At 70.2% G+C, this 12948-nt stretch carries 8 protein-coding genes; 4 read left to right on the plus strand and 4 right to left on the minus strand.

All coding sequences use genetic code 11. The features are described 5' to 3' along the window. Positions 1–1006: 1006 nt before the first annotated feature. Positions 1007–1771, plus strand: a complete 765-nt coding sequence (locus KEG38_RS19345) for a response regulator transcription factor (protein ID WP_272421186.1) — start codon at positions 1007–1009, stop codon at positions 1769–1771. A gap of 28 nt (positions 1772–1799) precedes the next feature. On the opposite strand, the gene KEG38_RS19350 is transcribed toward KEG38_RS19345, so the two are convergent. Continuing rightward, positions 1800–2927, minus strand: a complete 1128-nt coding sequence (locus KEG38_RS19350; protein ID WP_272421187.1) for a calcium-binding EGF-like domain-containing protein — start codon at positions 2925–2927, stop codon at positions 1800–1802. A gap of 511 nt (positions 2928–3438) precedes the next feature. On the opposite strand from KEG38_RS19350, the gene KEG38_RS19355 reads away from it, so the two are divergent. Beyond that, complete coding sequence (locus KEG38_RS19355; RefSeq protein WP_272421188.1) at positions 3439–4212, plus strand: hypothetical protein; 774 nt, start codon at positions 3439–3441, stop codon at positions 4210–4212. Positions 4213–4220: 8 nt separating this feature from the next. Here the strand turns inward: KEG38_RS19355 and KEG38_RS19360 are convergent, their stop codons facing one another. After that, positions 4221–5729 (minus strand): alkaline phosphatase family protein, encoded by a 1509-nt coding sequence (locus KEG38_RS19360; RefSeq protein WP_272421189.1) that lies wholly within the window; start codon positions 5727–5729, stop codon positions 4221–4223. A gap of 291 nt (positions 5730–6020) precedes the next feature. Between KEG38_RS19360 and KEG38_RS19365 the strand changes: the two genes are divergently transcribed. After that, positions 6021–7580: a sensor histidine kinase gene (locus KEG38_RS19365; RefSeq protein WP_272421190.1), complete on the plus strand. Its 1560-nt coding sequence runs from the start codon at positions 6021–6023 to the stop codon at positions 7578–7580. Between the two features lie 377 nt (positions 7581–7957). Then, a complete protein-coding gene (locus KEG38_RS19370) occupies positions 7958–10756 on the plus strand; it encodes a DUF3160 domain-containing protein (RefSeq protein WP_272421191.1) in 2799 nt (932 codons plus the stop codon). A gap of 12 nt (positions 10757–10768) precedes the next feature. On the opposite strand, the gene KEG38_RS19375 is transcribed toward KEG38_RS19370, so the two are convergent. Both KEG38_RS19375 and KEG38_RS19380 read right to left on the minus strand, forming a co-directional pair. Further along, entirely contained in the window at positions 10769–11350 is a 582-nt protein-coding gene (locus KEG38_RS19375) for an RNA polymerase sigma factor (RefSeq protein WP_272421192.1), read from the minus strand. 123 nt (positions 11351–11473) lie between these two features. Then, positions 11474–12922: a hypothetical protein gene (locus KEG38_RS19380; RefSeq protein WP_272421193.1), complete on the minus strand. Its 1449-nt coding sequence runs from the start codon at positions 12920–12922 to the stop codon at positions 11474–11476. Between the last annotated feature and the right edge of the window lie 26 nt (positions 12923–12948).

The following is a 12948-nucleotide window of genomic DNA, read 5'->3' on the forward strand; positions in this document are numbered from 1 at the left end:
CCCAGCCGCTTCGAGACGTTCCCCAGCGTTCCAGAGCACGAATCCGCCCTTTCCGAGACGTCCTGAAACGTTACCGTCCCGACCGATCGGCCCACCTCGCCTTCCGTCCACGGAAATCGTGCCTTCGAGGGTGTTCGGCCAAAGGAGCAGGTGGTACGCAATGAATTCGCCGATTCGTCTCTGGGTTCGCCCGCTGAGCGCGCTGGGTCTCCCGCCGGGCGTTGAATCAACCCCCCCCGGCAGTTCCACCAGTATGACAGATTCGCGCGGGAGCTCTCCGACGCGCTCGGGGCCGTTGTCGAGGTCGTGGAGCGGTCACCCGAGGAAGCGACCGAGACAGGGATCGTCTTCGCGGACCACGATATGAGGCTCGTTACCCACCTGATGGGCCGCGCATCCGAGGGCAGCCCACGGGGGATCCGTCATCGGATGTTCTTGTTGAACGTGTCACCGAGCGATGGCCTGGAAATGGACAAAATGGCCCCTCTGGGGGCCGTATCCGCCCATCATCACTTTCGATGGAAATGTCAGCACCCTCGGCTCCCCGGCGATATTTACGGGCCAAAATCATTCGCGTCCACCCTGGCAGCGCATTTTCCGACCCATCTGGGACCATACGGACGATTACGTATTCTATCAGTGCGAGCCGCGCCTCGACCTGCCGATGGCGATCGCACTGTACCTTTCGTTGGTGCTTCCCGCAGGCGTGTAACCTCGCGCTCTCGGGCAGCGCGTCGCTGCTGCCGCCCTCCGGGGGCGGATCGTCAACCGAATCGCGTTCTTCACGGCCCCACGCGGCTGCGTCGGAAGCATCGCCCGTGCCGCTGGCGCGCCCCCCGCGTGCTTTGGTGTGAGGGGCCTGCTCTGCCTGCGTGGTCACTCGACCTCCCACCCCATCTCATCCTTTTTTTTTCTTTCCTATTCCTTCACGGCCCGGTCCTCGCATGTCACTGCTCCGCACTCGATGTCTGGGGGGACACCTGGCATGGGAAGGATGCATTCGCGCGTGACGCTCGAGAGTTTGTGCACGGAGGAGAGGCTCTCCCTCACCGGGACGTGGTCCGACCCGGTGGGCAAGGCGCTGGTGATGACGAGCCTCGGCGAGGCGGGGGCGCGCGGAGCCACGAGCCCACCCCCGGGAGGAGCGGAGGCGGCCACCGTCTTCTTGGTGCACCGGGACCCCTCCTGGCGCGGGACCGCTGCCGCGCGGCTCCGGGAGGCGGGGCACGCCGTGCAGGTGTTCGCGTCGTCGCTCGCCTTCCTGGAGGCGGCGCGCGCGGCGGGGGTGGGCTGTATGGTGATCGACGCCCAGCTCCCCGATCCGAACGGCCTGAAGGTGAAGGCCCTTCTGCGCGAGAGCGGGTGCGAGCTGCCCGTGGTCTTCACCAGCGGCGATGGAGACGTGCGTTTGGCCGTGGAGGCGATGAAGGCGGGCGCCGTGGACTTCCTCCCCGAGCCGGTCGACGAGGAGGCGCTGCTCGCCGCCGTGGAACACGCCCTTGCCCGCAACGCGGCGGCACGGGCGGCGCGGGCCCAGGTGGAGGCACTCGCCGCCCGGCTCGCGACGCTCTCGCTGCGCCAGCGCGAGGTGTGCGAACGGGTGGCGCGGGGGATGCTGAACAAGCAGATCGCGGCGGATCTCGCGATCTCCGCGTCGGCCGTGCGGCTCTACCGGGCGGAGGGGATGGAGAAGCTCGAGGTCGCGTCGGCCGCCGAGCTCGCGAGCCTGTTCACCAGGCTCGATCGAGGCACGGCGGCAGGCGGGGGGTAGGCGCGCCTGGAGCGTAGGAGATGGAGGCTCAGTTGCAGGTGGTGTTCTGGGCCGCCGCGAAGTTCGCGATCTCGGCCCTGCACGTCGCGACCTCCGCCGCGGTGATGGAGAAATTCATGACGGGGAAGGCACCCCCGCTGCAGTTGCCGGCGAATTGGTCGCTCACCTGCATCACCTGCACACCGCAGTAGCTGAAGGACTCCCCGTCCACAGAGTCCGTTCCGGCCATGAGCTCCACGACCGACGTGCCCTGATCGGAGACGGCCCAGGAGTTGTTGCCCGAAGTATGGCAGGGGGCGGGGAAGGAGTAATTCGTGCACCGCCCATCGTTCACGATCGTCCCGGCCAGCGCGGCCTGCCAGGCCGGGTTCGCGGCGCAGGGGCAGGCGGGGCCGCACGGCCCGCCACAGGTGAGCGTGCCGCCGCAGCCGTCGGGGATGGTGCCGCAGGTCGCTCCCTGCGCGGCGCAGGTGGTGGGGACGCAGGCGGGCGTCTCGCAGTTCGGCCCCGTGAACTCCGCGGGGCATGTGCAGGTGTAGGGCTCCGCGGGGTTGCAGGTGCCGCCGTTCTGGCACGGATTGCCGCTGCCGGTGCAGGTACCGGCGCCGCAGCTATCCGTGACGGTGCAGCCGTTGCCGTCGTCGCAGGCCGTGCCGTCGGCGGCGACGGGGTTCGAGCAGGCCCCGGTGGCCGGGTCGCAGGTGCCGGCGACGTGACACGCGTCGGAGGCGGTGCAGGTCACGCCGGCGCAGAGGTCGACGCACGTACCGTTCTGGCAGGTGAGCCCGTCGCAACACGGCAGGGTGGCGTCGCAGGGCGCGGTCGCCGGCAGGCAGCCGCCGCCCTGGCAGGTCGGGTCGCCCACGGCGATGTAGTCGTTGGCGTGGATGGCGTGACCGTTGATGCAGCCCTGCTCGCTGGTCTTGATGATGGTGTAGGGGTGGTTCGCCGAGCCCGTGTAGTGGCAGATCTGGTTCTTGCCGTTGACGTCGAAGAACGAGCACTGCGCGTCGGTGAGGTGCTCTTCCGCCGCGCCGAGGTGCTCGGCGTCCTGCGTGTCCGTGCTGGAGCACGCGCCGCCGAGGAACGCAAAGCTGCTCAGGCCGAGGACGGTGACCATCGCACGGAGAGGACGAAGGGAGGTGAAATGCGTCATGACTCTTCTCCTTCATGGGCGGGGCGCGTGGTGGATGTCCACGGGTCGCCCGCAGGCGAGGCACCCTAAGCAGGCAGGTCCAAAGGTCGCGACCTGGATCTTGATCCAGCTATCGGAAGGGCAGGCTCTTGCGGTAACATGAAGGGTTTTGCGGTGCGCCACGCCGCCTCCCGACGAGGTCGACATCTGCGGTCTCTCGTCCTCATCTGCGGTGTCGGGTCCTCACCTCGACGGGAATGTCGGTTTCCGTCTCCCCCGTCGCAGCCTCGGTGCATGGAACGTCGAATGGAACGCGCAGCGGCCCCCTTGCCTCGCCGCCCGTCCCTTCTGCCTTGACGCGCCCCCCAGCCGTTTCGAGACGCCTCCCAGCCGTTTCGAGACGCCCCCCTCCCGCTTCGAGACACTCCCCAGCGTTCCAGAGCACGAATCCGCCCCTTTCCGAGACGTCCTGGAGCGTTACCGTCCCGACCGATCATTCCACCTCGCCTTCCGTCCACGGAAAGGAACCATCATGCCCCTCGACACAGCCACCATCGCCCCCAAAGCCCGCCAGGAGTACCTCCGCATCGGCAAGCAGTTCGGCTCCACCGATACCCTGAACCAGGCCAACAAGACCCTCGAAGCCCTCCACAAGTACGCCCCCGCCCTCCAGAAGCACGGCTTCAATACCGCCGACGGCGCGCGGCTCTCGGATGCGCGCGACGCGCTCATCGCCGCCGGTATCGGGCGCGTCGGGGTCGCAGGCCAGCGCAAGCTCACGAACAAGGGATTCGTCACGGCGCTGAAGGAAGGAAAAAGCGCCCGCGAGACCGCCCGCAGCGTCCTCCACGCCGGGCGAAACGACCTCGAAGAGAAGGGCGACGAGGCCAGCGCGGATGTGATCGCCGTCGCGCTCGATCAGACACGCGCCGCGCAGGACGACGCCGAAAAGCTCGCCGTGCAGCTCGATACCCTGCGTGATGTATTGAAGCGGGAAGACGTGACCGCCGTGGTGCACGACCGTGGCGGCCCGGACGCCATCACGCGCCTCGGGATCGCCGCCGACGCCTTGCGCGCCGCTGCCAAGGAGCGCGAGGGACAGGGCACCATGGCCGCGACCGAGCACCTCGACCTGATCGATGGAATCGTCGTCACCCTCGCCCGCTCCGCGCGCAAAGCCGCACGCGCGGCGGCCCGCGAGACGAAACAACCCGCGCTCGCCGCCGCATTCGAGCTGACGCACCTCTACGGCACGCGCGGCGAGCGCAGCCAGGCGCCTGAAGAGCCCTCGAGCGCGCCCGGCTGACGAATCGGTCAATCCCGAATTCGCACCGCCCCGAGCCGCGCTCCCGCCTCGACCACCCTCCTCGCAATCGCCATCCCCTCCCCGCGCCGATCCAGGTGCTCCGGGATGAGCCCGGAATCCAGCGCCTCCCGTAGCTCCGCATGCGTCTCCGCGTGCTCCCTTCGCGCCATGAGCTCGGCCATCGAGACATCCACCGGCGGCAGCTCCACGGGCGGCCGCGGGTCCGATAGATAGGCCGGTTGAAGACACGACGAGAGATCGTTCGCCGCGGCGATACGCGTGTTCCACGCCGGCAACCCGAACCGCCGGCACAACGTGCGGATCACCGAGACGTGCTCGAACTGCGTGCCCACCACGCACCCCTTCCGCGCGAACGGCCCCGCCACGATCGACGGCACACGGAAGCCGAGCTGCTCGAATGCGGCCTCGTCGTCTTCCGTCGTCGGCGGCGCCACGTGGTCGAAGAATCCGCCGTGTTCGTCGTACGTCAGGACGAACATCGAGCGGCCCCATTGCGGGCTCTTGGCGAGCGCCGTGTACACGCTCGCGATGAGCGCCTGCCCGAGCCGGATGTCGTGATCCGGATGGTCGTCGTTCGCGCCCCCGCCGAAGAACTGCGGGTCGATGAACACCACATTCGGCAGCGTGCCCGCCTCCGCGTCCGCAAAGAATTGCTCGATTCCCGCGAGCCCGGTCGTCTTCAAATACGCGCCCGAGCACCACGCGATGTCGTGGTAATACACCTTGTGGCTGACCTTGGCTTCGTTCAGGTAATTGAAGATGCTGTCGAAGCCGAGGACGGGGAGGTTCCCCTTTTGCCCCTTGCTCGTCCCGCCGTGCAGGTAAAACCGGTTCGGCCACGTCGGTCCCATGACCGAGGCAAACCACCGGTCGCAAACCGCGTGCGCGTCCGCGAGCGCATACAGGACCGGGATCTGCTCGCGGACGTGATACCCCATCACGTCCGCCTGGGCCGATCCCGCGTGGGCCAGGACGAACCCGTCGTTCTTGCCGCCGTTCCACTGCGCATGCGCGGCGTCCCAGTTGTGCGGCGGATCCTCCGGCGTGTAATCGTCGAGCTTCGAGACCGTGATCCACGTTCCGTCCGGCGCCGGGTTCTTTTCCGTACCGTCGAGGCCGATCACGTCGCGGCCCTCGATCAAGCGCAAGCTCCCGAGGTAATGGTCGAACGAACGATTCTCCATCATCAGGATGACGAACGTGTCGATCGGCGCGAGCAGCTCCTCGGGGGAGAGGCCGCCCGAATCCGTGCAGCTCTCGCCCGGATCGCCGCCGCCCGCGCCCCCTTCGCCGCCCATTCCGCCCATTCCGCCCGCGCCGCCCGCGCCCCCGGCGCCGCCCGCGCCCGACGCGCCCACGCCCGCGCCTGCGCCCGCGACGTCCGTCGCCGAACCCGCGCCGCCGCAACCCACGGCGGCCGCCGAGAGCGCGGCGCCGAGGCCGAGGAGCACCCGCCGGCGCGCGGCCGCATGATCGTCACCCATTCGTCCGGACATGAAGAACCTCTCCGATAAAAAGCCAAAAACACGATAGACGAATCCCCCGTCGATGTGCGCCGAAAGCGCCCCCGCGAAGCGCCTTTCTCGGCGCCGCGCGCGCCCCGGACGCGCCGACGTGGGCACGGCCCGCGCACAAGCGCGTGGTACGGACCCTGCTCTCGCGCGATTCGTGTTCCCGCCGGCCAGCCTCTTCGCGCGGCCCCCTGCCAAAGGGCTGCGTTTATCTTATTTTCCAGAAGCTTTTGGTTCGTCCACCACGCCCTTTCGGGCCCCGCGCGGCGGTGGGCCATGAAGCTCGATCCGATGCGAAGGACGCTCTCCGTCGCGAACGCCGCCGTCGGTGAAGGCGACGCCGAACGCGCGATTGCGCGGCGCAAGCTCGAACAGACGATCGGCGCGGCGTACCTCGTCGCCATCCTCGCCGCGCTCGTCATCGGCGGCGTCGCGAGTTTCGCGCTGCAATCGGTGATCGCGAGCCAGGACCGCGTCGAGCAGATCTACGACGCGGAGTTCATCGAAGTGGAGCGTCTACGCGCCGGCGCGCTGCAGAAATCGTCGCAGGGCCGGGCGTACCTGCTCACCGGCGATCCGGAGATGCTCGAGGAGAGCTACGCCGCGCGTCAAGCCTTCGAGGCCCGGCTCAAGGCGCTCTTCGCGCGCACGGAGGATCCCGCCGAGCGCGCGCGGCTCGAGCGCATCACGACCGCGCAGAAGGCGCACCAGGAGGCGCTCGCGCGGGCGTTCGCGCTGCATCGCGCAGGCGGCACGCACGAGGACGTGGGGCGCGTCGTCGGGGCCGAGGTGATCCCCAAGCTCGGGGCGCTCGAGGTGGCGATCGGCGACTACGCGCTCTTCGTGGACTCGCGCCTCGAAGTCGCCCGCGACAGCGCCCGGCTCGCCGCAACCCGCGCGTCGAGGCTCGTCGTGATCGTGGCGTGTGGCGCCGTCCTGCTCGCGGCGGGCCTCGGCGTCTTGCTCACGCGCACGATGCATCGGCTCTACCGCGCGGCCGAGGAGCGGCTCGCGCTGTTCACGCGCGAGGAGCGCGCCCGCGCAGAGGCCGAAGCGGCGCGGCGGGATCTCGCGGAGACCGTCGAGCGGCTCTCGCAGGTCAACGCGGATCTCGACGCGTTCGCGGGCCGCATCGCCCACGATCTCCGGAACCTGCTCACGCCGATCGCGCTCGTGCCGGCCCGCCTCCGGCGCGCGGAGGGCAAGGAGGCCACGGAGCGGATCGCGACCTCGCTCGAACGATCGGTCACGCGGGCGAACGCGGTGCTCGAAGGCCTGCTCGCGTTCTCGCGGTCGAGCCGCCCGGACGACACGAGCCAGAAGGCCTCGGTGCGCGAGGTGGTCGCGCAGGTGGCGGAGGAGCTCGCGCAGACGGCCACCGAGGTGCGCGCCGAGGTCACGGTCCACGTGGAGGACACGCGCGTCGCCTGCTCGCCCGAGCTCCTGCACGTGGTGGTGCTCAACCTGCTCGGCAACGCGCTCAAGTACATCGCGGGCAGCAACGAGCGGCGCGTCTCGATCCACGCCGCGCGGGCCGACGGAGGCTTCGTCGAGCTCGCCGTCGAGGACACCGGGCCGGGCATCCCCGACGGCGCGAAGGACCGCATCTTCGAGCCGTTCTACCGCGTGCCCGGCGTGCGCGCGCCGGGCACGGGCATCGGCCTCGCAACGGTGCGGCGCATCGTGACCGCGCACGAGGGTCGCATCACGTGCGACTCGACCCTCGGTCGAGGGACGACGTTCCGCGTGTGGATCCCGTGCGCGGCGGAGCCCCGGAGCGCGGTCGTGCGGGACGACGAGCGCGCCGAGGCGGCTGGGCGGGATCTCGGGGTCTAATTGGTCTCATCTGGGAGGCGCTGCGCTGGGGCGTTGCCCCAGGCCCCAGCAGGGGCTGTCCGCCCCTGCACCCGGACCAGCGCAAGCGCTGGACCCAGGGTCGATGAACTGCGCGATGCGCAGTTCATCGAACAGGCCGAGGAACGACCCCTGCCAACCAAGACAGCCGCGCTGCCCTTTCGATCAGCAACGCTGTCTCTGGTCTTGCCACCGGCCTGTGGAAGAACTGCGCACCGCGCAGTTCTTCCAACCCGAGTCCAGGGCTTGCCCTGGTTCGGGTCGAGGGGCGAACAGCCCCCGCGGGGTCCGGGGCGGCGCCCCGGCGTGGCGGCCCCAAGAAGAGAGGAGTCGCCTCGAGACCTTGATACCCTCGGGCCATGCGCCCTCGCCTCGCCGCGCTTTCCCTCGCCACGATCCTCGGCGCGGCCTGCAGCCCCGCGGCCACGGATCACACCGGCGTACCGGCCCAACCGACCGCGCCCGCTTCCTCCGCCGTAGCAAGCGCAAGCGCGAGCGCGGCGACCTCGGCCGCTCCTCCAAAGGCCCCGTCCCCGAGCGAGCTCATCCGGTCGCTGAAAGCAGAGACCGCATGCGCCCTGCCGACCTCGACCCCGCCCACGACCGCCCTCGCCGACTTGAAGCTCTTCACGCCGGTGGAGCCCCGCTGCGGGGGCTTCGACTGCGATTTCGTCGAGAAGACGCCCAAGGGCGAAGACGCCTGCTTCATCTCGAACGAGGCGATCCGCCGCGTCGAACCGAAAGCCCGCGCCGGCGGCGCCGCGCAGAAGCCCGCCTCCGCCCCGTGGGACGGCGTGAAGAAGCCTCGCTTCCTCGACCGCATCGACGCGCACGTCCACCTCACCGACGTCGAGCATGCGCGGTTACGCGAGAACGGGTTCGTCGCGCTCGATCGGCTCCCGTACCTGGACTACGCGAACGCGTTCCACGACGTCTTCCAGGAGGAACTGCCGCTCTACGTGGGGCCGGATCCGATCCTGCACGCCGTCTTCCGCGCCACGGAGCTGTCGCTCGCCCGCATCGAACGCACGCGCCTGCAGCCCGCGCTCGAGTCGATGCTGAAGAAGCTACGCAAGGCCCTCGCGGCGAGCGGCGCGTCGATCGACGAAACGACCCGGAAGGACCTCGACCTCTACCTCGCGCTCGCCGCGGCGCACGTCCCGCAGAAGACGAACACGCCGCTCTCGCTGTTCGGACAGGACAACCAAGTCGAAGCGCTGCTCTCGGCGGAGCGGGACAGAAAGCTCACGCCCGTCGAGCTCTTCGGCCGCACCCGCATGATCGACTTCACCCAGTTCGAGCCGCGGGGCCACTACGCCGACAACACGTTCTTCGACCAGGTCAAAATGGAGGTCTGGCAGTCGGACGCGTACTTCGCCGCCATCATGTGGCTCTCGCGCCTCGAGTGGAACCTCGTCTCGCGCGACTCGCGAAGCTCGCACCCCGACGCCACCCCCGATCCGCGGGAAACGCCGCGCGAAGCCCGCGCCGCCCTCGCCCTCGCCGAGCTCGCGCAGAAGAGCGGCGCGCTCGCCGAGATCGGTCTCTTCGAGGAGATCTACGGCGCCTTCGCCGGCCGGCGCGAAGACGTCGGCGTCCCGGATCTGCTGCGCCTCATGCAGAAGGGCGGTTTCACCGCGAAGGACCCGGCCGCCCCGGAAAAACTCCGCCTCGTGATCGGCGACGGCTTCCGCCGCACGGCGCGCGTCCACTTCATGCCGCAGGGCGTGACGAATCTGCCCGTCATCAGCACGCTCCTCGGCATGCGCATCGTGCCGGACATCGCGCCGCTCGGCCGCCTCGTCCACGACGACGTCCAAGGTCGCTCCGAGATCGGCGCGGCCGACGTCGCGTACCTCCTCGGCCACGATCGTGCCGCGACGTACCTGAAAAACGACCTCGACCGCTTTCCTGATCTCCGCCCCGCGCTCGACACGGCCCGCGCAGAGCTCGCCACGGGCGCCGCGAAGGGCCGCGACGTCCAGGCGAGCTTCCTCCGCGCGATCCTCGCCTTGCGCAAGGATCCCGAGGGCGCACGCCCTTCGTTCATGGCCAAGGACGCCTACGCCGACCTGCGTTTGGGCTCCGCGCTCGTCGGGTATGCCCAGCTCCGCCACACGTTCGTGCTTATCGCGGGCCAGGGCTATGACGCCTACGGCTGCGCCATCCCCGACGCCTACGTCGAGCCGCTCGTGCCCTTCTACGACGCGCTCATCGCCCACGTCGAAAACCTACGCAAGGTCGCAAGCGGCGGCTTCGACGGCCTGCTCCGCGTCCTCGGCACGCTGCGCGCCATCGCCCGCACCGAGCTCGCCCGCGGCGCGCCCACCCCGGACCAGGCCACCTGGCTCGCGATGGTCGCCGAGCACATCCCCCTCGGCGGCTACGGCGGCGACAGCGGCGAGCCGCCCAAGTGGACCGGCTGGTACTTCGACATGTTCGAGGACCGCGAGATCGGCGCCACGCGCGCGGCCGACCTCGTCGCCGACTATTTCACCCTGACGAGCGCGAACCAGGTCGCCTACCTCGGCGCCGACGGCCCGCGGCTCGGCGTCTTCGTCGTCGACACGGGCGGCGAGCCACGCGCCATGGTCGGCCCCGTCGCGCGGGGCTACGAGATCCACGCGCCGCTCGAGAAGCGCCTCGACGACCAGACGGCCCGGACACACCTGGACAAACGCGCGCCCTGGCGCGAGAGCTTCGCCACCGCGCCCGTCCCCGACCCCTCGATCGGGCTCGCGGGCAACGTCCACGCCTGCGCGCGCGACGGCAAGCTCGAGGCGCGCCTCGTCCTCGCGAGCGACCGCGACCTCGGCCCGGTCGCGGTCACCCTGCTCGACCACCACGGCGATCCCCTCGTCCCTGCGCTCACCCAGGACGTCGGCGCGGGATTCTCCGTGTACTCCTTCCGCTTCCCGGAGATCCCCTGGCCGCCCCCCGAGCCCACGCAGGGCCAAAGGCGCGCCTCCCGCCCACGGAGCCGTGCGTCGAGCCCCGTCGAGGCGATCGTGGTCCGCATCGAGGATCTCGCACGTGCCGGCGCGGGCCGAGGCGCTTTCACGCGGGTCACGAGCCCGAGCGTGTTCTCCGGCAAGGACTACACCCCCGACCTCCCGACCCGCCCGCGCGGCACGTTCTTCTCGCTCGGCGAGCGCTAGGACATCGATGCTCTAGCCCAGCCGCGCGAGCCGCCGGCGCTTCTCCACGAACCAGCGCCACACGCCCACGAGCCACCCTGCGAGCCACATCGGGACGAACCTGCGCTTGCGCCTCCGGCCCCTCCGCTGCTGCTCGACCAGGGCGAGCTTCTCGACGAACCGCGCCCGGGCCTGCTGCACCCGCACGTGGGCGCCGCTCTTCCTGAGCCCCAGCCACTTCGCGATCTCGTGCAGGGTCTCGCCCTCCACGTCGTGCCGGAGCAGGATCTCGCGCTCCTCGGCGGGCATGAGCCGCGTGGCGGCCTGCACGAGCGCGATCGTGGCGTGATACGCCTCGGGGTCCTGCGGCTCTGCGACGGCGTCGGCGATCGCCTCCGGGTCGAGCACCTCGTAGGCGTGCCGGTAGAGCTTGCGGTAGTTCGATACCTGTTTTCGGGCCACCTCCATGAGCCAGCGTCTTGCGGCCTCGTCGTTCCGCGGGATCACCGCGGCCCGTCGGTTGGCGACGACGAAGACGATCTGGACGAGTTCCTCGAGGTCGTCTCCGTAGAGCCCCAGGCTTTCGAGGCGCTCGCGCACCTCCGCTAGGAACAACTCGTAGAGAACCTGGACGCGGGGTTTGTGTCTGGGGCGCGACGGCGGGCGCTGGATAGAGTCTCCCACGCTCGCCCTAATGTGTTGAGAAGGCCGATCGTCCAAAAAATGTTTGGGGACCCCTCAGGGCGAGGGTGTTCCGGCTTCCAACCCCGCGTCCGCCGCCCCGGGTTCTTCGGGGACGCACTGCATCACGGAGAGCTTCATCGCCTTGCCAGCCGGCCGCGCCACGAGCAGCGCCGCCCGCGTCGCGGCCAGCACCTCCCCGTTGCCAAGCACCGGCTCCGGCCGGAGCTCCCCCACGAGCTCGCCCCGCGCCGTCATCGTCCCGATCCGCGTCGCCCCCGAGAGCGACGAGACCGCGAGCCAGCCCGGCATCAGGTCCGGCACGCCGGCCGAGCTCGGCTCCTCGGTGAGCAGCCTCGCCTCCCCTATCCCGGACAAACGCACCCACACACCGAGGACGCGCCCCCCGCTCGACCCGCTCGGCGTGTCGTCGTCCCGGTACGTCACGATGATCCCCCCGTCCTCGCTCGGCTCCACGTCGAAGGCGAGGGCGTGCCCGTCCTTCGGGGTCACCGCGCGCGGCAGCGCCACCGCCGCGCCCTGCTCGTCGAGCGGCACGACCTCGATCCACCGCGGCGCGATCGCCTCCCCCACGAGCCCCGTATCCTCGTCCTTCGGCTTCCTCGCCACCCCGACGACCGTGTACGCGAGCCAGAGCCCGCCGGGCCGTGCCGCGAGCCTCGGTGTCTCCGCGTCCTGCTTGGGCGGCGACACGGGGCGCGGCTCGCCCTTCGCCTTCATCGTCTCCGGGTCGAACGGGGCGAGCATCACCATCGTCTGCTTGCCGTCCTTGCTCACGTCGTCCCAGACCACGACCGCGCCCGCGCCCGACGCGGCCAGATCCACCGCGAGCGACTCGTCGCGCCCCTCGCTGAGCTCCGGCCCCCACGTGACCTGCTCGCCGCTGACCCGGGCGAGGCGGATCGATCGCCCACCCGCGTTCGGCTCGAGCATCGCCGCGAGCACCGACCCCTTGTACCCGCTCACCGTCGGCGCATCGAAGTCCCCGCGGCTACGCCCGAGCCGCACGAGCTTCCCGCCACGCCCGTCGAGCCCGAGCGTCACGACCATCGCCACGGACCCGCCCTCCCCGTCGCGCAACGCGCCCACGGCGAAGCCGCCCTCGAACGTCGTGCCACGCCCGAGCTCCACGGCGAATGGCGCGAGCTCGTCGAACTCTTCCTCCTCGTCGCCTTCCCCGGCATCCGGAGCCTTGGGCGCCTTCGCGGCCTGAGGCTCCCCGACGACGAACGCCTCGGTGGAGACGGCCGTGCACCGGGGCGGCGGGGGTTTGTCCTCGACCACGGCCGCGTCCCCCGCGTCCCCGGCATCGACTGGCCCCGGGCCTGGCTCTCCGCGGCTGCCCCAGTACCGCACGCCGACGATGATCACCGCGATCACGAACGCCGCGAGCGCCGCGCCCGCGAGGCCGCTGCCGGTGTCGCGGGGGTCGGTCGGGTCTTTCGGGGAGGATTTCGACGAGATTTTCGGGGAGATCGGGGGCATGGGGGTGGGGGATGGCAGGAAAAACG

The organism is Polyangium jinanense (assembly GCF_028435265.1).
GTDB classification, from domain to species: domain Bacteria; phylum Myxococcota_A; class Polyangia; order Polyangiales; family Polyangiaceae; genus Polyangium; species Polyangium jinanense.

What these genes read in the sequence shown, in the direction of transcription:
- KEG38_RS19360 (WP_272421189.1), bottom strand. Translation starts at nt 5,729, where the DNA reads ATGTCCGGACGAATGGGTGACGATCATGCGGCCGCGCGCCGGCGGGTG.
- KEG38_RS19365 (WP_272421190.1), top strand. Translation starts at nt 6,021, where the DNA reads ATGAAGCTCGATCCGATGCGAAGGACGCTCTCCGTCGCGAACGCCGCC.
- KEG38_RS19380 (WP_272421193.1), bottom strand. Translation starts at nt 12,922, where the DNA reads ATGCCCCCGATCTCCCCGAAAATCTCGTCGAAATCCTCCCCGAAAGAC.
- KEG38_RS19350 (WP_272421187.1), bottom strand. Translation starts at nt 2,927, where the DNA reads ATGACGCATTTCACCTCCCTTCGTCCTCTCCGTGCGATGGTCACCGTC.
- KEG38_RS19355 (WP_272421188.1), top strand. Translation starts at nt 3,439, where the DNA reads ATGCCCCTCGACACAGCCACCATCGCCCCCAAAGCCCGCCAGGAGTAC.
- KEG38_RS19370 (WP_272421191.1), top strand. Translation starts at nt 7,958, where the DNA reads ATGCGCCCTCGCCTCGCCGCGCTTTCCCTCGCCACGATCCTCGGCGCG.